The organism is Kaistella sp. 97-N-M2 (assembly GCF_021513235.1).
Taxonomy (GTDB): domain Bacteria; phylum Bacteroidota; class Bacteroidia; order Flavobacteriales; family Weeksellaceae; genus Kaistella.
Window position 1 is genome coordinate 86,771 of record NZ_CP090976.1, and the last position, 18,684, is coordinate 105,454.

Genomic DNA, 18,684 nt, shown 5'->3' on the forward strand with positions numbered 1-18,684 from the left:
TTTTACCTATCTTTGAGTTATGGAAACGCTCAATAATTACTTTAAATACATCAACTTAAAAGCCTTCTGCATCAACTACGGCCTGAATTACGAATTTACGCGGCAGGTGTTGCAGGGCAAAAGACCGCTGACGGAAAAATTTGCCAAAAGCATCACCGCGCATGTCGTCCATTATCACCATATGCAGCAGGAAATTTTCAAACAGCTTTAAAACCTTCTTAACCGGAAGGTTTTTATTTTTAATCTATTACGCTAATTTTCTATATTTGAGGAAATTAAAAACATTATGAAAAAATTATTATTAATTGCAGGATTTGCAATGTTGTTTTCTTGCAGCGATAAACCGAATCCTTGCGTAATGTCTGAAAGTTTTATTAAACAGGAATTAAATTTTCCAAAAGAGGCTAGTTTTCCTATGCTTGATTGTAACATCACTGATAATGGCGGTGGAAATTATACAGTATTGCGTAAAATAAGCGCAAAAAATGCGTTTGGAATGGAGACCGAATATATTTATAAACTTGAATTATACTACAAAGGCGGGCTTGAAGTTGATCAAAATAATTGGGAGTTAAAAAGTTTGCGTTCGGAAGAAGTAAAATAATTTAATTTTTTCTTGCACATATAAAAAGTATTACGCTACTTTGCAATGCGAAACAAAATTATCTAAGGGATCCCCTTCAAATTTTTTTACTTTAAGATACGGCTTTGGCTATTAGTGGTTAACTTTCCTTTGGATGGTTTTGTTTCGCGACACCCACGAAAACCAAGGCTATTTTTGTGGGTTTATTTGAAAACTAATTTTAAATAAATATAAAATGCGAAACAAAACCATCACTGCTAAACCAGCCACAGCACAAAAAAGCAAACTCACCATTGCTTTTCAAGATTTCAATGGCGTATTCCTCGCCAAAATTTCCAACTTAAAAGGACGAGAAACATTCGCTTACGGCGAAACCAAAAACCTGGCGCAGATCAACGCGCTGCGCAATTACAGAACAAAGTACCAAACCGTTTAAACTCTAAACAATGGTACACTATAGAAACAAAATAAACATCATTTCCTACGAAGGAATTGAAGTGGAAGTCGAAAGCCTTTGGGTTCGCAAAGGCGAATTAATGGTACTGATCGACGACGACCAGTATGTGACGTTTCCGTTTTCGGAATCGAAGTTTTATCAGGTAGAACTATAAAAATGTTGCAGCAGCGCAACAATTAATTAACTCCTTTTTACATTCATCATGAAAAAAATATACATGCTAATTTTATTAGCGCTCTCCATCGTGGGATTTTCCCAAAGCTTTCAGCCCGTTTTGGGCATTAATTATACGGGCGGTTTTACCTACAAAATGGACCAGGAACTCTTCTCCGGAAAAGTGGGAATGCTCTACACGCCAAAAAATAAAAAATCTTTTGTAAAAACCGTAGAACTGAGCGGCAATTATTACTACAGTCCACTGTCCAAAATTCCCGGCTCCTACAGTTTTTATAACTTAAAAGTACAGATGGCAAAACAGGTTTTGGAGTATTGGAACGTCGTGTTTTACGGCGGCTACATCAATAATTTCGAAAATGATATTATGCGGCCCTACAACGGCGAATTCAAAACCAATTTGAGTTACGGCGTCGGAATCCAGACTTTTGACGATAGGATCATGGGCGAAGTGCTCTTTGAGCAGCTGGCAGGTTACCCGCATTTAAGTGTCGGCGTTACGTACAAATTCAAAAAAATCAATAAGACAAAGGATGAAAATTTGATAAAGTAAAATTTGTTGGTGTTGTTTGTAGTCTCAGCTCAAACCTGAGGCAACCCCGAAAGATCGCAATGCCCGAAACCGTTCAAGAAATTGGGCGGTTTTTTTTGTCTCCGACATTGATGTCGGGAACATCAATTTTTTGCGTCACAACTATTGCGAACGCACTGTTGCATCTTCGTAATCTAATTGACAGAGATATGAATATTTGGAACAAAAGATTCCTGATTGCTCAGATCCTCGCTTTGCTCGTTTGTACTGTTGCTGCGGTTTTCGGCGTTTCCCAGATTCTCCTGCCCGGAATGATCCTGTTTTTCTTTTTGGAATTCGGCACATTGGAGGCACAGAGAAAAGAAAACCCAAACGCCGTGCGCTACCGTAAGGGTTGTTTTTTCGCCCTGCTGGATCTAACGTCGGTGCTGGCCTTTTTAGTAATCTTCTCTACTCACATTTATTTAGCGGCCACAGGGCAGCGCATTTATTTCGATTTATATTATGCGCTTTTCCTCTACATCGCCGTGCGGAAATTATACATTTTAAAAAACTACTCCTATGAGCTGTAAAACCCTAAAAAAACCGATATGAAAAATGATTTTTTAAAAATATTGGCAGATGAAGCCAATCTGAAAGCGAAAAAGCTCTACAATCAATTGCTGGAAGCTTATTCCAAAGTGGCCACAGTTCGTCAGGTTTACCATTACCAACTCGGCTACTCGCCGGCGAAACTGGAAAACCTGAAGTACGAGATTAAAAAAGTCTTCGATATTTCCGATAAGGAAGTTGCGCTTTACGTTCCGGGTGAGGATGAAGATCCTCAAAGCCACGAACCTGTACTGCAGATTAACGGCGGTTCCAAAACCATTGAAAACGTGGGCGGCAGAACGGCGGACGATATTGCGAAACAGTTGGCAGAACAGAATCCGGTTCTCGCAGACCTGTATAACAACCCGGATGCGCAGGAAGGTTTAAAGCTGCGCGACGAATATCCGTTTTTGAACGATCCGAACTGTCCGAATGAGTTTAAAATACTGGTGGCGGACAAAATCTCGGCTTATAAAAACTACGCGGCCAAACATGCCGAAACTTTAGAAGCGGCCGACGCCGGCGAAGCAGAGGATAAACTCTTCGAACTCGCCAAAGAAACTTTGGGCAATTACGAAATGAACCAGGAAGCGAAAGAAGAATTGGATTTCTTCCGCGATACGAACGGTAAAATCTTAGGAAAACATCCACTTTTAGCCGATCTGAAACTGAATCAGGACGTAAACGAAATGACCGAAGCCGATTTGGTGAAAGCCCGAAATAACGGCTTGAAGTCAGTGAACAAATACAAAGATGCCGAAGGCAAAGAGCATTTGTATGACCTTCATTCCAAGAAACTGGATCTGGTAACTGGCAGATTGCAGAAAGATTTCAAAATGGAATTTGATAAAAAATAGAAGATGCTGTTCGAAAAACAGGATATCGGGGTAATTACTAATAGCCAAAATAAGGCGGAGGATTCTTCTTCCGCCTTTACCTCTAAATTCCTGAACGTTCAAACGCACATGGTGAACAATCTTCCGGAAGAGTTAACGCGATTGCCCGAACCTGGTGAAATATATTTTCTGCAAACGATGTCGAGCTTCAACGCTTTCACTTTTGTAGAACTCATTTCCAGATTGCAGTTCATTGAAGAATTGTACGCTACAACCTATTCCGTTTCGCTTTCCGTATTGGAAGCCTTGCAGGAAATGCAGAACACCGGCAGAATCGGACGGATTAAATTATTGATCTCAGATTCTATGCGCCAACGAAATCCCCGGATTTGCGACGCCCTGAATGCCTGGGCAGAAACCGACGGCAATGTGACCATCATTTATACCTGGAATCACAGCAAGATCACTTTGGCTAAAACCGAAAACGGAGATTTCTGTATTGAAGGTTCCGGGAACTGGAGTAAAAACGCACAGTACGAACAGTACATTTTTACCAACGATGCCGATGTGATGGAATTAAGAAAAAGACTTTTTTACGACTGCAAAGTCGTGCATAGAATAAATTAAAATGAGCCTTCCACCTTTAAAGACCGAAGCAATTACCATTTGGTGCCCACTGAACGAAGCGGAATTGGCCATGGTTTCCGAACTGGCAGCCGTGGGATTTTCTGCGGATAAGATTGCAGCGGTTTTGGAACGCCAGAAACGTTTGTTTTTGCGGGATTTCCGCACAGATGGCACACCAGTATCAGATGCGTATAAACGGGGCTTATTTCTCGCGCAATCCGATACCGACAAAGTCACTTTGGAAAACGCCAAAAAAGGAAACCTGACCGCCAAACAACAGATGGAAAAAAAGTGGGAAGAGCAAAGAATAGAAAATATAAAAAACGAAATTTTTAATACTGAATAATGAACACTACAGAAGTTTTTATAGCAATTGGATTGACTTTATTATTGTTTGCTCCACTCATTATGCTTTTTATTTCTAATAAAGATAAATTTTGGTAATGAATTTCGACGAAATAGAACTGGAAGATCTTCTGGAATTTCTGGAAACTGGAAATCCGAAAAACGTACCGCCAAAATTATTCGCCTACATGCAAATGCTGGAGAAAATTTGGGGCATGTATTGCCGTATGTTCGAATTTCCCAACAAAGAATCTATCGTCAAACATTTGGTTATCGTCGATCAGTTACAGCGGTATCAAGCCGTGAAACTTATCAATGATGCACTCAACTATTTTTCCGCCGAAAATCATTTACCCAAAACAACCTGGAAGAATCTCATCGCCGATAAAATGCTGAAAGCGTTTACGGCTTCCATTCGTCTCGCCAAAAATTCCCGCGACTTTCTGGATTCGGTGAAGATCCTGAAAGAAATGGCGGTGGTACTGCAACTCGACAAAGACGATATCCTCGAAATGGAAGAGGATCTGATGAAGCAGATCCAGGTTCTAACCACAGACATCAAAATGTTTGGCGAAGAGCCGGAAGACCGTCGCGCCATCGCTCAGTTTATCGATGATCTGCCGGATGTTCCGGAGAAAATAAAAGAAGCCGCCAAAGCTGAAGTTGATGGACTTCCTTTCCGTTTTCTCAATTTTGAAGAAAATCCACGTAAATAATGGCATCCAACAGAGTTTTTGAAAAACCCAACGGCACCTTTAAAGGTCAGGCCGAATACCATTATGTAAATCCCGTCGGGATGGCTGTTGAAGTTTACGATCCTACCAATCTTTATCTGTTGGCCGGTCGTGCGATGGGAAAAACGACAAGCATTCAGGCACGCCGTTCCATTAAAGTTTCCAAATCAATGCCCGGCGGTTATTTCGCTTTCATCGGGGATTATTATTCGAATCTGCTTTCGAATACAGTTCCGTCCATGATCAAAGGATGGAACGATATCGGTCTCAAAGAAGGCGTGCATTATGTGACCAATGACAGGCCACCCGCCAGTTTCGCGAAACCGTATAAAAAGCCGCTTTCTTATAAACATACCATCAGTTTTTATAACGGCTGTTTTTTCAAGCTCGTTTCCATGGACGTGGTTTCCTCCGCTGCCGGGGATTCGTACCAGCATGGATTTGGCGACGAAGTAAAATATTTCGTAAAAGAAAAGATCGATAAATTTTTCCCTGCCATGCGCGGGGAAGGAATGCGTTTCGGGCATTCGCATTATTACCTCGGGAAAACCTTTACAACGGATATGCCGAATATCCTAAATGCGAATGAATTCGACTGGATTCTGGACCAGGAAAAAAATATGGATCCGGAACAGTTGAAAATGGTTTTGCAGGCTTCTGTGGTGGTGAATGAGATCAAGGAGAAAATGATGAAGGCTTACGTGAAGAAAGATCAGTTTGAATTTGACCGTCAAAAAAAACTCTTTGCGCGCTGGAATCAACGCCTGGCAAAAGTGCGGGTGAACTCTACTCTCTTTCTCATGGTTTCCACATTTGCCAATGCCGACATTCTGCGATTGGATTATTTCAAAAAGCAGTTGGAAGGTTTGGGACCAGAAGGATTTCGTCCTGCAATTCTCTCCATGAAGCATGAAGTAAAACAAGGCGAAAAATTCTATCCGTATTTATCAGAAAAGAATTTCTACGATGGCGGGATTTTGGAATCATTCTATGACGATTACGGCTTTGGCGGAACCGTGAAAGCAATTACATCAGATGGTTTGAAATACATCAACAATCGCCAGAAAATAGAAGGCGGAATGGATTTCGGTGATATGAACTCCCTCGTTCTCGGACAAGAGCAAGGTTGGATCCAACGAATCCTGAAAAATATGTTTACCCTGGAACAGAATGAATCCGAATTGGCGGCCATGTATGTTGATTTTTTCGGAAATCACAAAATGAAAGTCCTCGATCTCTACTATGACCGTTCCGGAAATCAGAATCACAAAACAGGAAACGACCGTGCAAGCGCCATTAAAAACTATATTGAAAAAGGAAAAAACGACAAGACGACCGGTTGGAAGGTCAATTTAATGAGCGTAGGTCAGGGAAACATTCTGCAGGAAGAAGAATTCAATCTAATGATGATGGTTTTGAGTGAGAATAATTCGAAACTTCCAAAACTCCTGATGGACCGTTTGCAGTGCAAAGAATTAATTTCCTCAATGGGAGTTGCCAAACAGATCATCAAGCCCGACCGCAGAACCGGCGTGCGCAGAATTCACAAAGATAAATCCTCGGAAAATATCCCGATGCAGCGCCGCCCGATGTGGTCTACTAACATGAGCGATGCCCTGAAATTCTACATGTGCCGCCCAAAATACATGAACATCATGAAATCGAAATATGTGAGTGAAAGAAGTTATGCGCCGTTGACACATTAGAAAAAATATTTGGCAAGAAAAATTAAAACCTTCTTTTTAGTTAATTTTAATAAAAAAAGTGGAAATAATTTCCAGTTATATCGAATAAGATATATATTTGCTCAAAGAAAAACTCCTGAATAATATCAGGAGTAATTTTAAAAGTTAATAAAATAGTTTGAGAATTATTATCACGTCTCTCACAATAGGCGATAATTGACTCACTAAAAAAAGGAAATCCTTCCTTGAAAAAACTGTACGTTTTTTCTTTTTTAAAATTTGCATGTTCTGCTTTTTTTAAAGATTAAACAATTAAAGATCTCTATTTCGAATTGCAACTTCGAATTTTGAGGTCTTTTTTTTATAACACCCACATTTAGAATTTATTACTTCGTTTTACGGTCGCAAAATTTCGTAAGTTTCCTCTAATTGTATGTTGTAAAAATAGAACAATGCTTTTTTAAAAGAAAGTATAAAGACACATCTTACAAGTGTTCACGTAAAAAAGTTATCAACAATTGCACAGACTCCCTTCTATTAAGCACTTCTACTCAAAAAAATTTTACAAAGAATTTCGTTTATAAAGTACTCAACAAACAATTCAGCGCCGTTGACGCATTGATTTTTTTTGTAAATTTGAATTATGAATGTAATAGCAAAGCAAGATTTACTATTTTTAGAACAATGTATTCAAAAAATTGAATACAAAAGTTCGATGGATTTTGTATATGTGGAATTATTAATTCCCGACAATTATGTGCTCGACATTAATAAAATAAAAATGTTTTTTGATTTTGGAAATTCCACGTCAATACAGCAAACACGGGAATCACAATTTGAAAATTTCACAACGGTTTTAAAAGGAAAGGTTATTAACAGTGAATTAAAACAATTTTTAGTAGATAAAATAAACGTCTGATACCATGGCAGAAACCAAAAACACTTTCCGAAACCTGCAGATCCTGGAACATGGCAGAAGTGCCGCCAGAGATTTGCTGAAAGGTCAATATTTTGAAACGGTAGAACCTTTTAAATCGATCATTTTAAAAGTGGCCGAAGCCAATAATGAAAATCATTTTGAAGCCATGAAGCGAATCAATGAACAAACTGATCTCGCCCAAGCAGAAGAAAAGAAAATTGTTTTCGCCGCTGCCTTAATGGAAATTGTGGAAGAGAGGAATTTGAAATATTAAAAAACGAAGATGACTGAAAAAAAAATCAAAGAAAGTTTGGTGATCAAGGTCGGTGATGAAATAGAAATAGATTCTAGATGGAATGCTTATAACCAGAAAGTTTATACCGTCTTAGACGTGGTTGATAATCGAATTACTTGCCGTATTGATGCAAATAATATTTTAGGTAATAAGACTTGTACTTACTTTAAAGATGAGCTTGCAAAAAATATGATTGAGAAATATCAATGGAGAACTAAACTCTAAAATCGACCGGCGAGACGCAAAGCGGCGAAGCCGAAAATTTTTTAAACCTATAGCCGTTTGTAAACGGATACAAACGACAAAAACCGCCTTTCTTGGCGGTTTTTTTAAATTAATCCTTCGTCTGCAAAACTAAAAAAATTGGTTTCTGTTAAAATTAGATGATCAAGCAATTTAACGCTCATAATCTGCCCGACTTCCTGTAATTGCTTGGTAATTTTGCGGTCTTCCTCGCTCGGTCTTAGGTTTCCGCTCGGATGATTGTGGCAAATAATAAAACCACTCGCTAAACAATTGAGCGCCGGAACCAATACCAAACGAACATCCACAATTGAGGAAGAGATTCCGCCTTGTGAAATTTTGCGCCATCCTATTGGAACATTTTTTTGATTGAGATAAATAACAAAAACGGATTCGAAGATTCCAATTTCGTCAGCAAACAACGTTCTAAAAATTTCTGCAGCTTCACGAGATCCCGAAATTGTTTCATATTTTACGGGGTGTTCTTCGGTTTTACTCAAAGTCAGTTTTATTTCTTGTAAATAGGTTGTCATAGGTGTATTTTAAAAGGTGTAATCTGCAAAATCTGAAAGTTCGTGAGTGTTCCAAGAGATAAACGCCTGCGCGATGTATTCTTCTGGGTGTGGGTGGTTCTTACTTTCTTTTTTAAAAAATCGGAAATCTTCCCAGTTAAAGAGTTTTGAAAATCCTCTTTCGCTTAAAATCTGATAAACTTTATCGGATAATTTTTGTATTTTTGTGCTTTCGGTTGTCATAGGTCGAAAATTTTTAAAGAACGGAGGAAAGGGCAATTTTCCCCCGTTTTTTTGTGTTTAAATTTGAAATTTTAGTACTTCGGTTTCGGTTCCCTCCAATAAACTGAAAAGTTCATCCTGGCTGATTAATAGAATTTTTTCAATAATCCGTGAGTTTGAAATTTCAAACGTTTTGCCGTCTGTGTTTTCAATGATTAAAGTCTCTTTTAATCCGTCTCTTCCTACTAAATAGGAGTTTAAATCATCGCTTTTTTTCTTCAAAAAATTAAATTTGTGGCACAAAGCCTGAAAATTTTCAAGGTTCTTGATGCGCTTTTCTGCGGTTGTTTCAAGTTTGGGTATTTTCAATTCATTTTTTGCGTTTGCATCCTTGGCGTTCGCTTTTGCGTCTGTGGCGGGAGGTACTGTCTTCGCTCCGTTCGCCTTTGCTGTTAAATCATTCATTATTAAGTATTTACTTACTTAAATTTACGGAAAAAGTAGGAAAAAACCTACTTAATAATGCGCTATTTTGCTGATTAACAGTAATTTAGAACCTTTCTAAACATCCCGAGTTTATCAATGCGATAGATTAAAACTTCCTTGTTTTTTATTTTCCATCTTATCTAATAAATTGATTTGCAGCCGTTAAACCTTTTGAATACTTTTTGAAAAAAGTATTAACCTCGTTCGAGTCCGACCCGCTCAAAAGCCGTGTTGGCGGTCGCAAAAAATCAAAAAAAAGGGATATATGGCAAAACATCCACCAATAGGGCGTTAGCGGGGTTTTCGTTATTGCGATAATATGAAAATCGCAAAAACATTCCTTTTTTTAGAACCAATGCGTCTTGGCCACCACCGATAGGGAGTTTGAGATCACAGCAGGGGCGAAACTTGGAGGTTAGCGTGGGATTTAGCGTTGGCAAATTTTGGAGGATAAGCTAAGGCGTATTGCATTTGTGGTGATGGCGAAACTTGGAGGTTAGCGTGGGACTTGGCGTTGGCAAAGTTTGGAGGATAAGCTAAGGCGAATTGCACCTGTAGTGATGGCGAAACTTGGAGGTTAGCGTGGGACTTGGCGTTGGCAAAGTTTGGAGGATAAGCTAATGCGTATTGCATTTGTGGTGATGGAAAAACTTGGAGGTTAGCGTGGGACTTGGCGTTGGCAAAGTTTGGAGGATAAGTTAAGGCGTATCGCATTTGTAGTGATGGCGAAACTTGGAGGTTAGCGTGGGACTTGGCGTTGGCAAAGTTTGGAGGATAAGCTAAGGCGTATTGCATTTGTAGTGATGGCGAAACTTGGAGGTTAGCGAGGGACTATGCGTTGGCAAAGTTTGGAGGATGGGTTAAGGCGTATTGTATTTGTTTTTGCGTCACAAGGGAAACGGAATGGCTTTAACATCTTTGCCGAAACTAATACGACAATGGCAAGCTCCAGACAGATTCGCGACGAGATAATGAAGATGACAATAGTTGTTAACTCTGATCCTGCTCAGAAAGCAATCTATGACCTATCTCAAAAGAATGTAGAATTAAAAGATAGGAATGAAGCCGTGCGCGAAAGTTTAAAGCAAACTGCATCAACCCTGGGGAAAAACTCTGATGAGTATAAGAAACTTACTGCTGAATTAAATCAGAATAAGCAAGCCTTAACTACCAACGAGAAGGAAATGGAGCGGTTGCGTGGTGAAATGGATATTACGCAAATGACCATGGCGCAACTTCGCAAGGAGGCTGCTCTATTGCGAACTAACCTTAATAACATGGTTCCTGGTTCGCAGGCTTCAATAGAAATGCAGGCGCAGTTAGAGAGGGTAAACTCTAGAATGGCAGAAGTAAGAACGGGTGCCAATCAAACCCGGTCATCATTCCGTGGTCTTGCTGATACTTTTAATCATTATCAGGGTATCATCGTTGCGGGGTTGGCTGTCTTCGCAGGATTTGCTTTATCAGTTCAACAGGTAATTGATCGTAACAATAAGTTAGTTGATGCGCAGACGGCCGTAGCCAAGACCGTCAACATGACCAAACAGGAAGTCGACGAACTAACCAAATCATTCTCAACTTTTGATACCCGCACCTCCCGCATCGATCTGTTAAAGATCGCCGAGACAGGCGGACGGTTGGGTATAGGGAAAGAACAGATTCGGGAATTTGTGCGCGAGGTTGATAAAGCAAACGTTGCCTTAGGTGATGGCTTTGCTGGAGGTGTAGAAGCGGTTACCGATACGCTGGGAAAATTGAAAAACCTTTATGGTGAAACAAAGGACCTTGATATGGCTACTGCCATCAATCAAATAGGATCGGCAATGAATGAGCTCGGTGCCAATGGTGCCGCAACTGAGCAGAATATTGGGGAGTTCGCATTGCGGTTAGGTTCCTTACCTGCTAAGTTGAAACCTACTATTGCAGAGTCATTGGCATTAGGTGCAGCTTTCGAAGAGTCTGGAATCAATGCAGAGCGTGCCGGTACTGCCTACTCTACCTTTGTAAGAAATGCCGCAACTAACTCCGAGAAGTTTGCCAAAGTAATGGGGATTTCGAAAAAAGAAGTTGAGGACTTAATGAACACGGATCCTTTGGAATTCTTTCTTAAGTTTTCTGAGGGAATGAAAGGGATGGATACCACCGAGTTGGCAAAAACAATGGAGTATCTTAAGATGAATGATCAGTATGTTATCGCTACCATGGGTGCAGCGTCGGAGAATACAGATCGGTTCCGCAGATCGATCGAGCTTTCTAATCAGTCCTTAACGAAAGCAACATCGCTGACTGATGAATTTAACAAAGTAAATAATAATACTTCAGCAATATTTGATAAGGTTCAAAAGAAGTTTTTAGGCATGTTCACGAGTGAAGCTGTGGCAAATACCTTGAACTACCTAATTAGCACGTTTGGGAAATTTATCGGCGCTATTGAAGACTCGGAAGGCACTGTTACCAATTTCCGGGTAACCCTGGTATTAATGCTAAAAGTAATCACCATTGCCGCTGTTTCAACTCTTTCATATAACGCAGCAATTGCCTTAAGCACTGTAACGCTCACGGGAGCCAGGGCACAGCTGCTTAGTTACACTGTCGTTCAAAAACTTAATACAGCCTTAAATCAAGTAGGAATAGTTTTTCAAACAGCGTGGAATCTTGCCGTTGGTTTAGGTGGCGTAGCGATTGGCAGACTCACAGGGTTTACGGCTTTACAAACAGCGGCTCAACAAAGGTTGAACCTCGCTATGGCCGCCAATCCTTTTGGGGCAATTTTAGCCCTCGTTACTTTATTGATAGGGGCATATATCGCTTTCGCTCGCGAGACAGAACAACTGATCGATAAACAGAAGATTTTAAATGATGTGAAAACCACGTCAATCAGCAAAACGATCGACGAGAAAAATGAAATTGAAAAATTAGTAGCGGTTGCCAAAAGCGAATCGGCCACCAACGACCAGAGAGCTTTAGCTTTAAAGAGACTGAATGATATTATTCCGGATCACATTGGACTGCTTACGGCGCAAAATATAAAGACAGCTGAAGGTGTCGCGATCATCAACAAGTATATTGATGCATTAAACAGGCAGGCTTATGCCGAAGTGGTGAACGAAAAGAAAAAAGAGCTTTTACGAAACCAAGTCGATATTCAAGGAAAAGACATTGAGAAAGGTTGGGGCAATCTGGGCGGTGTTGGCGGCTGGCTGGAGCAAAAACTAAACCGCGGTAATCTGCAAACAGAAATGTCGGCTAAGGAAGCGAAGCAGATCGATGCGATGCGAAAGAGCGCCGATATCGAACAAGCCCTGGCGAAATATATTCCTTTGGTTCGCGAAGCGTATCGCAAAAGACGCGAGGAGCTGATCGAAAACACCCGTCAATTTAATATCATGAATGAGGAGCAAAAAAGATTGATAGCGAGTGATCCGGGTTCAGTATTAGGGACCGATCCGAAATCAAATTTCAACACCGATTTTACAACAGATAAAAAAGAAAAAAAACCAAGATCCACCGAAGCTGCTGACCGTCGCCATGAAAAAGAAATGGATGATATGCGCCGAAAAGGCGATGAAGCTGCTGCGCTCGCCCGCCAAATTCAGCTGGATATCGAAGACGCGCGGATTGATGCCATGAATGAGGGGTATGATAAGCAGATTGACACGCTGAACCTTCAGGAAATGCGAAAAATGGAGGAAATCGACAAAAAGAAAATCACCGGCAACGAATTTGAAATTATAAACAGAAAAATTGCAAAGGCAAAAGGTGATGACAAACTTCTCTTTCAGGCACTTAAAAACAGCTGGCTGGCCAATAATGCTTCATTGGAAGAATTGAAATTAAGCGAACAGCAGGTATTTGAAAACAAAAGAAAAACGCTTCAGTACAAATCTGAAAAAGAATTTCTGGCAGATCAGGACGACCTTCATAAAACAGCACTCGAGCACCTTCAGAGAGAAGCCAATGAAGAAATGGCCAGCTACACCACATTAGCCGATTTAAAAGCCGGATTAAAAGGGCGGATTGACGATAAGGAACTTAAACGAATTACAACCTGGGCGCAAGGTAAGGAAGCACTAAATAAAGTCTACCAAAAACGGGAACTGGAACTTCAGGTGACGCATTTGGAGGCGATGGTCAAACTGTATGAAGGGTTGGATCTCGGTATTCTTACGCCGGAGCAACGGCAGGAGGTAATGAAGTTCATTGATGAAGCCGGGAATAAAATCGCAGAATTCAAAGCGAAGGCCGCCGGCGTTAATCAAGACGACAAGAACGATAAAAAACCAACTTTAGGAAGAAAAGCGCCTTCCGATGTACTTGGTCTGACGATGGATGACTGGACGCAAATGTTTGATAATCTCCAAACGGGCGCGGATAAGTTGGGTACTGTAATGGCGGCGGTATCTGCCTTGCAAAATGCATTTGGAGCCTATTATCAGTTCGTCGAAGCTAATGAGAAGAGACAATTGCGTCAGATTGAAGCAAATACTTTGCGCAAAAAAAATACGCTCAAAAAACAGCTTCTTGATGGTTACATCAACCAGGAGACATATAAAAAGCTGACCATAAAAGCAGATCAGGATCTCGAAAAGAAAAAAGCGGAAATCGCTTTAAAACAGGCTAAACGGGAACGGCAAATGGCGATTGCTCAAACCATTTCCAATACGGCAATGTCCATCATGGGAATTTGGGCGCAGTTTCCGAAATTCGATTTTGGAGCAACTGCCGCAATAATGTCAGGAGTCGTGGGTGCCTTAGGCGCTGTACAGCTTGCAACAATCATGTCGCAGCCCTTACCAACGGCCGAAGGTTATGAAGAAGGTTTCGGCATGGAATACCCAATGACGCGCGCACAGGACGGCAAACGCTTCAACGTTCGAAAATCCCGCTTAAGATCCGGTTTGGTCGATCGCCCTACGCACTTCATCGCCGGCGAAAATCAAAAGGTTGAAATGGTGATCGACAACCCAACTTGGACCAGTTATCCACCACAGTTAAAGAACGCCATTTATGCCGCGAACGCGCGAGCAAACGGCTACGAAGGCGGCTTTAATACCAAATCGGAAACCACTGCCAAGTCCTCCGGAAATGACGATATGATGATCAGCGTAATGAGTTTGCTCGGAAAAAACATCGAGCTGTTAGAATATCTGCGCGATACGCCGCCCATCGCCATCATCAAGAAAAATGCGCAAAACGGAAAAGAAGTTGAAGATATGCGCCAGGAATATATTGATCTCAGAAATAAAAATAAACATTAAGCTATGCCAACAGATGGAACTATAACCGTACGGGTGTCCCCAACAAAACAGACTGTAACGTGGGCAAGGCCGAACCCCCTGCCGGCTCTTACAGACATTCTTCTAATTTCAAATGCAGATTTTGTTGAGTTCGACATTTTTTTTGAAAATACAGAAACAATCTGGTTAGGGTTGCAGGGTTACGATGGTCCAACCGGATATTTATCTACGTTTTCAGGAGAGGAAATTTTACCCTTGGATTTTAGAGATACGGCCGACCTGCTGCCGGGAACTTACAAAGCGACTATTTCATTTATCTTAACAAAAGCCGTCGAATTTCAACTGATAAAAAGTGCTACTGTTACATTACTCGTGTCGGGAGCTGCTTCCACTGCAATACAAACCGACCAGACAACTTACGAGGTTGTTTATAATCGTGCGGACAACTCCCTGCATGGCGACACCACAGTAAACATCCTAAATAACGGCGGCGCGCTGCTGTTGAAATTCTGGCAAAATAAAGACCTATTTGCTCCTGCAGAAAACTTTACCAACGCGTTTACCTTGGTGGACAACCCAGCAATTCCGTTGGCGACTAACCCTGATGTTCCGGCAACCGGACAAACCACCATCGGCGCCAAAATATTGAAGCAGACGGGCGAATTTTTGTTCGGATTCAATATTAATTTGGTCGTGGTTGATGGTGGAATTACTGTACAGCCTGAAAGTTTGGCTTTTGAAGTATTTAAAGCGCCCGGAAGCGAAAAATCTGCCGTGCTTACGGTAACGAATCCGCTCGGTATTGACTTTGAAGTAACGGCTTTCCCCTCCTGGATCACATTATCAGCAGAAAGCGGTAATACGGATCTGAATATCACCGTCACAACAGAAACTTCCGCTCTGGCGGTTGGCACCTACGCTGGAACGATCACTTTTGCTTACAATAATGATTTGCTGGATGTTCCCGTGAATTTAGATTTGAAAAGCTTTATCGTTATTGACGAAACAAAGGATTTTTGCTTAGATCTTCCCGAAGTTCTGGTCAATCGCAAGATGGACGATGCCAAATTCGTCAGAATTACTCTGAGCGCAGTTTATGTGGTTCTTGGTATCGAATATATTTTCGAAAAAACATATCAGTCGCCTTATTTTAAAGGTGTGGCAAAGTTTGCCTTGGGAGAAAAACTTCACCGGCATTTCCCGCGCGCAAAACGGCATTTTTTTGATCAGAATGCCGTCGTTTTTCTGAAAAATATCGTTGCTTCGATTCAAGTTGAAGAATTAAATTCCGCATTGGAGGTTTTATTTAGCGGATCCGCAAACGGTATTAGATTATTTCCCGGTAAAAAACCAGCTGCGTTTCCTTTACTTTCTTCCGCGGTTTTTCGCAAAAAAAACGGAAATGCAGTTATTTTCTCGTCAACGGTTTCTGGTGAATTTGTTGATCTACACAAAACCGACGAAAATACCTTACCGGCCGGCGTGGCTTTTTACGATTTCCCGAAAACGTACGAGCCGGTACACCTCCAGTGGGAAAATCAAAACCTTTGTCCGGATTGGTTCACTTTAACAGGTGAATATAAAATAACACCGGAGTTTGATCACATTTATGCCCGAAATATTTTCAACGCACAAAATGAAAAGTATGATGTTTCCGCGGTTAAGACCTTAACGATAAATACAGGCATGTTTCTCGCAAAAGAACGCGAAATGATGTCGGAAATCATCAAAAGCAAAATTTCCTTCTTAATGATCGAAGGAACAATTTACCGGGCTTTTAATGTTACAAAAAAGAATGTAGAAGTGGATTCCACGGAAGAACTTGTAGCCCGGGATTTAGAATTTTTAATTGTTGAATAGATGGAAATAAAATTTTATAGCGACGAAAAGGTTCTGGATCTCACCGGGCAGAAAATTACGGTGCAGGACAGCAATTCACGCATGAACGATAAGATGTTTTCAAAATACTTCTTTCCGTTCGAAATCTATATGGACGAAGAATTTATCAATTCTTTCGGCGATTATGAAAGTGACGACTCGTCCGATCTGGAAGATACTTTCGAGGGAATTCTTTTGTTTGAAAACAAAGTTCACAAGGCTAAATTAGTTTTGTCGGATACCGAAGGGAAATTGATTACCGGACAAATTGATTTTGGTTTCGAAGATCTTCCGAATTTTGATAAAAAACTTTCTGAGCTTCCGTTGGAAAAATTTGACGTTGCTGATATTTACGTTTTTGCGAAAAACATCTGTGCGAAAAAATATCCGGAGACGAACTTTAATTTCCCGCGCATGTTTACGTCCAAATACTCGCCCGATGATGAGTTGTGGAGCGCGTTCAATGGTTATTATAATGATCTTACGCCCGACGGCTCCGAAATGAACCGAAATTCGATCGATCTGGAAGGGAATATTTTTAATGCCAATATTATTCATCCCGCGCCGCATGTACTCTATGTTTTGAAAACGGGGTTTTTAGATGCGGGACTCACTTTACAGGGTGAGATATTGGATGATCCTATTTTCGCACAGCGCTGGATTTTTAGTGGTACCGAATATTTTTCGCGGCTTACGCAGCTTCGGACGGTTCTCGATGTTTCTCCGCAGGATTATTATTATAGCGGTCCGGGAATGACCCAATATTTAAAGTCGATGACCGTCGCCAAAGCCGGAAAATACAATCTGGTGGGATTTATGGAATCAAAAGACTGGAAAGGCGAGGTCGGTTGGATATCCGTCAACAGCTCGCGCGTTTGGGTATATAACAAGACGAATTTTGACCTGGAGAAACGGTTTTTTAATATTGAAATCACCACAACCCAAGATAATATTTTAGTTGAATTCTATTTGCTACGTGGAAGCGTCATGGGCGTCTCAAATAACGTTATTCATGCCGAACTAATCAACAAAGACTTGGCAGATCCGGGAGATTACGAAGGTGAGGACAATGGCGTGATTACCAATTTAAACGAGATCGATTTAACCAAGGCCGTACCGAATATCACCTTCGGTGATCTCATTAACATTTTTAGAAACCGCTTTAATTATGGAATTGAAATCGTGGATAACACCGTTTTAATGTACAGAATCGGGAAAGATCCGGAAAATGTGAAAGATTTTACGCGGTTTGAAGTCTCGCCAGCTAACCGAAATAAAAAGCTGCTGCAAAAACGCTCCTTTGTTTTACGCTCCACAGATCTCGACGACGGTCCGCAGCCTTCAATGTATTATGATAAGGAAGGCCCAACTCTAAATAAAGCAGAGAAGGAAGAGACAATTATAATCGAGAGCAACGTGGTCATTGTGCAGACCGGTGTTGCTTTGCCGCAGGGGCAAAACACCGCTATCATTAAAAAAGACACTGACGATGCATTACAATTGGTTTATTATGACGGGTTGACGGGCGTCCAAAACAATGCGAAAAATCCGGCTGGTGCCGAATATCCGGAGCTGTTTTATACGCATTGGGAAAAGTGGTTGCGCCAGAGGATCATCGGAAAAGAATTTCAGTGGAAATTTTCATGCCCTGCCGATGAATTTGATTTTTTAATTACCGATCAGATCTTTTGTTATAAAAATATTCACAATATTAAGTCCTGGACGAAAGATCTGGTAGAAAATACCTACGAAGTCGATATCGTTACAGAAACAATTCAATAGCTTATGAGATCGATATCGTCCAGAAACTCCTCGCTGACGATATGAACGTACTTCACGGTATGCCGGATGTTGGCATGCCCAAGAAGTTTTTGCAGGCGGTAAATATCGCCCTTGTTTCGGATAAATGTTGTTGCAAAGGTATGCCGTCCTACGTGCATCGAAATATTTTTCTTGATTTTACAAATTTTCGCGATGGCTTTTAAATGAAAATTTATTTTTTGTTCCACCAGCTTTTCGTCAAAAAGATTTGGGCAAAACTCCACCATTTTCCGGGCATCATCATTCAGGCGCATGTATTGAAAATTATCGGTTTTCATTGATGAAAACTGGAATTTTTCTTTTAAAATTTCTGCACGCGTTCTCGATTGGATGTCGGAGATTCGCAGTCCCGTATAGCAGCTGAATAAAAAATAGCCGAGCGGCAAAACGTGCGATGGATTAATAAATTCGTTATAGTAATATTTGATCATTCGCTGCATTTCTGCAGGTTCCAGATAAATGGTTTTGTTTGACGTTACATTAACTTTTATCTCGTCCAGGTCGATA

At 40.8% G+C, this 18,684-nt stretch carries 21 protein-coding genes; 17 read left to right on the top strand and 4 right to left on the bottom strand.

The genetic code is table 11. The features are described from left to right. Positions 1-19 precede the first annotated feature (19 nt). From L0B70_RS00465 to L0B70_RS00530, 14 genes are all read left to right on the top strand, one after another. On the top strand, positions 20-211 hold the full coding sequence (locus tag L0B70_RS00465) for a hypothetical protein (protein ID WP_235142364.1): 192 nt from the start codon (positions 20-22) through the stop codon (positions 209-211). A gap of 75 nt (positions 212-286) precedes the next feature. Further along, a complete protein-coding gene (locus L0B70_RS00470; RefSeq protein WP_235142365.1) occupies positions 287-604 on the top strand; it encodes a hypothetical protein in 318 nt (105 codons plus the stop codon). 214 nt (positions 605-818) lie between these two features. Continuing rightward, positions 819-1,019, top strand: a complete 201-nt coding sequence (locus tag L0B70_RS00475; RefSeq protein ID WP_235142366.1) for a hypothetical protein — start codon at positions 819-821, stop codon at positions 1,017-1,019. A 10-nt stretch (positions 1,020-1,029) separates the two neighbouring features. Continuing rightward, positions 1,030-1,194: a hypothetical protein gene (locus tag L0B70_RS00480; RefSeq protein ID WP_235142367.1), complete on the top strand. Its 165-nt coding sequence runs from the start codon at positions 1,030-1,032 to the stop codon at positions 1,192-1,194. Between the two features lie 63 nt (positions 1,195-1,257). Next, positions 1,258-1,767 (top strand): hypothetical protein, encoded by a 510-nt coding sequence (locus L0B70_RS00485; protein WP_235142368.1) that lies wholly within the window; start codon positions 1,258-1,260, stop codon positions 1,765-1,767. Positions 1,768-1,955: 188 nt separating this feature from the next. Continuing rightward, entirely contained in the window at positions 1,956-2,318 is a 363-nt protein-coding gene (locus tag L0B70_RS00490) for a hypothetical protein (RefSeq protein ID WP_235142369.1), read from the top strand. 18 nt (positions 2,319-2,336) lie between these two features. Next, a complete protein-coding gene (locus L0B70_RS00495; protein ID WP_235142370.1) occupies positions 2,337-3,194 on the top strand; it encodes a hypothetical protein in 858 nt (285 codons plus the stop codon). Positions 3,195-3,197: 3 nt separating this feature from the next. Then, positions 3,198-3,800 (top strand): hypothetical protein, encoded by a 603-nt coding sequence (locus L0B70_RS00500; RefSeq protein ID WP_235142371.1) that lies wholly within the window; start codon positions 3,198-3,200, stop codon positions 3,798-3,800. Position 3,801: 1 nt separating this feature from the next. Beyond that, a complete protein-coding gene (locus L0B70_RS00505; RefSeq protein WP_235142372.1) occupies positions 3,802-4,146 on the top strand; it encodes a hypothetical protein in 345 nt (114 codons plus the stop codon). A gap of 97 nt (positions 4,147-4,243) precedes the next feature. Further along, the gene (locus tag L0B70_RS00510) at positions 4,244-4,861 is read left to right on the top strand and encodes a hypothetical protein (RefSeq protein WP_235142373.1); all 618 of its coding nucleotides are present in this window, start codon (positions 4,244-4,246) and stop codon (positions 4,859-4,861) included. After that, a complete protein-coding gene (locus L0B70_RS00515) occupies positions 4,861-6,585 on the top strand; it encodes a hypothetical protein (RefSeq protein ID WP_235142374.1) in 1,725 nt (574 codons plus the stop codon). The genes L0B70_RS00510 and L0B70_RS00515 overlap by 1 nt, the downstream gene beginning before the upstream one ends. Positions 6,586-7,207: 622 nt before the next feature. Beyond that, the gene (locus L0B70_RS00520) at positions 7,208-7,483 is read left to right on the top strand and encodes a hypothetical protein (protein WP_235142375.1); all 276 of its coding nucleotides are present in this window, start codon (positions 7,208-7,210) and stop codon (positions 7,481-7,483) included. A 4-nt stretch (positions 7,484-7,487) separates the two neighbouring features. Then, a complete protein-coding gene (locus tag L0B70_RS00525; RefSeq protein WP_235142376.1) occupies positions 7,488-7,757 on the top strand; it encodes a hypothetical protein in 270 nt (89 codons plus the stop codon). A gap of 9 nt (positions 7,758-7,766) precedes the next feature. Beyond that, the gene (locus L0B70_RS00530) at positions 7,767-8,003 is read left to right on the top strand and encodes a hypothetical protein (protein ID WP_235142377.1); all 237 of its coding nucleotides are present in this window, start codon (positions 7,767-7,769) and stop codon (positions 8,001-8,003) included. A gap of 104 nt (positions 8,004-8,107) precedes the next feature. On the opposite strand, the gene L0B70_RS00535 is transcribed toward L0B70_RS00530, so the two are convergent. Genes L0B70_RS00535 through L0B70_RS00545 form a run of 3 tightly spaced genes read right to left on the bottom strand, consistent with a single transcriptional unit; the run spans position 8,108 to position 9,220 of the window. Continuing rightward, positions 8,108-8,554: a RadC family protein gene (locus L0B70_RS00535; protein ID WP_235142378.1), complete on the bottom strand. Its 447-nt coding sequence runs from the start codon at positions 8,552-8,554 to the stop codon at positions 8,108-8,110. Between the two features lie 9 nt (positions 8,555-8,563). Beyond that, on the bottom strand, positions 8,564-8,776 hold the full coding sequence (locus L0B70_RS00540; protein WP_235142379.1) for a hypothetical protein: 213 nt from the start codon (positions 8,774-8,776) through the stop codon (positions 8,564-8,566). A 57-nt stretch (positions 8,777-8,833) separates the two neighbouring features. After that, complete coding sequence (locus L0B70_RS00545) at positions 8,834-9,220, bottom strand: hypothetical protein (protein ID WP_235142380.1); 387 nt, start codon at positions 9,218-9,220, stop codon at positions 8,834-8,836. Positions 9,221-10,179: 959 nt separating this feature from the next. Between L0B70_RS00545 and L0B70_RS00550 the strand changes: the two genes are divergently transcribed. The 3 genes from L0B70_RS00550 to L0B70_RS00560 are packed head-to-tail and all read left to right on the top strand — an operon-like array spanning position 10,180 to position 18,138. Beyond that, on the top strand, positions 10,180-14,499 hold the full coding sequence (locus tag L0B70_RS00550) for a phage tail tape measure protein (RefSeq protein ID WP_235142381.1): 4,320 nt from the start codon (positions 10,180-10,182) through the stop codon (positions 14,497-14,499). Between the two features lie 3 nt (positions 14,500-14,502). Further along, positions 14,503-16,338 (top strand): hypothetical protein, encoded by a 1,836-nt coding sequence (locus L0B70_RS00555; protein WP_235142382.1) that lies wholly within the window; start codon positions 14,503-14,505, stop codon positions 16,336-16,338. Continuing rightward, a complete protein-coding gene (locus L0B70_RS00560; RefSeq protein WP_235142383.1) occupies positions 16,339-18,138 on the top strand; it encodes a hypothetical protein in 1,800 nt (599 codons plus the stop codon). It begins immediately after the preceding gene. Here L0B70_RS00560 and L0B70_RS00565 read toward each other — a convergent pair. After that, entirely contained in the window at positions 18,132-18,608 is a 477-nt protein-coding gene (locus tag L0B70_RS00565) for a site-specific integrase (protein WP_235142384.1), read from the bottom strand. The two genes, L0B70_RS00560 and L0B70_RS00565, sit on opposite strands and share 7 nt — an antisense overlap. Positions 18,609-18,684 lie beyond the last annotated feature (76 nt).

Bases quoted from the DNA above. Each gene is read 5' to 3' on its own strand.
- L0B70_RS00530 (WP_235142377.1), top strand. From the start codon at position 7,767: ATGACTGAAAAAAAAATCAAAGAAAGTTTGGTGATCAAGGTCGGTGAT.
- L0B70_RS00490 (WP_235142369.1), top strand. From the start codon at position 1,956: ATGAATATTTGGAACAAAAGATTCCTGATTGCTCAGATCCTCGCTTTG.
- L0B70_RS00565 (WP_235142384.1), bottom strand. From the start codon at position 18,608: ATGATCAAATATTACTATAACGAATTTATTAATCCATCGCACGTTTTG.
- L0B70_RS00520 (WP_235142375.1), top strand. From the start codon at position 7,208: ATGAATGTAATAGCAAAGCAAGATTTACTATTTTTAGAACAATGTATT.
- L0B70_RS00485 (WP_235142368.1), top strand. From the start codon at position 1,258: ATGCTAATTTTATTAGCGCTCTCCATCGTGGGATTTTCCCAAAGCTTT.
- L0B70_RS00480 (WP_235142367.1), top strand. From the start codon at position 1,030: ATGGTACACTATAGAAACAAAATAAACATCATTTCCTACGAAGGAATT.
- L0B70_RS00475 (WP_235142366.1), top strand. From the start codon at position 819: ATGCGAAACAAAACCATCACTGCTAAACCAGCCACAGCACAAAAAAGC.
- L0B70_RS00495 (WP_235142370.1), top strand. From the start codon at position 2,337: ATGAAAAATGATTTTTTAAAAATATTGGCAGATGAAGCCAATCTGAAA.
- L0B70_RS00545 (WP_235142380.1), bottom strand. From the start codon at position 9,220: ATGAATGATTTAACAGCAAAGGCGAACGGAGCGAAGACAGTACCTCCC.
- L0B70_RS00560 (WP_235142383.1), top strand. From the start codon at position 16,339: ATGGAAATAAAATTTTATAGCGACGAAAAGGTTCTGGATCTCACCGGG.
- L0B70_RS00505 (WP_235142372.1), top strand. From the start codon at position 3,802: ATGAGCCTTCCACCTTTAAAGACCGAAGCAATTACCATTTGGTGCCCA.
- L0B70_RS00465 (WP_235142364.1), top strand. From the start codon at position 20: ATGGAAACGCTCAATAATTACTTTAAATACATCAACTTAAAAGCCTTC.
- L0B70_RS00540 (WP_235142379.1), bottom strand. From the start codon at position 8,776: ATGACAACCGAAAGCACAAAAATACAAAAATTATCCGATAAAGTTTAT.
- L0B70_RS00535 (WP_235142378.1), bottom strand. From the start codon at position 8,554: ATGACAACCTATTTACAAGAAATAAAACTGACTTTGAGTAAAACCGAA.
- L0B70_RS00550 (WP_235142381.1), top strand. From the start codon at position 10,180: ATGGCAAGCTCCAGACAGATTCGCGACGAGATAATGAAGATGACAATA.
- L0B70_RS00470 (WP_235142365.1), top strand. From the start codon at position 287: ATGAAAAAATTATTATTAATTGCAGGATTTGCAATGTTGTTTTCTTGC.
- L0B70_RS00515 (WP_235142374.1), top strand. From the start codon at position 4,861: ATGGCATCCAACAGAGTTTTTGAAAAACCCAACGGCACCTTTAAAGGT.
- L0B70_RS00510 (WP_235142373.1), top strand. From the start codon at position 4,244: ATGAATTTCGACGAAATAGAACTGGAAGATCTTCTGGAATTTCTGGAA.
- L0B70_RS00525 (WP_235142376.1), top strand. From the start codon at position 7,488: ATGGCAGAAACCAAAAACACTTTCCGAAACCTGCAGATCCTGGAACAT.
- L0B70_RS00555 (WP_235142382.1), top strand. From the start codon at position 14,503: ATGCCAACAGATGGAACTATAACCGTACGGGTGTCCCCAACAAAACAG.
- L0B70_RS00500 (WP_235142371.1), top strand. From the start codon at position 3,198: ATGCTGTTCGAAAAACAGGATATCGGGGTAATTACTAATAGCCAAAAT.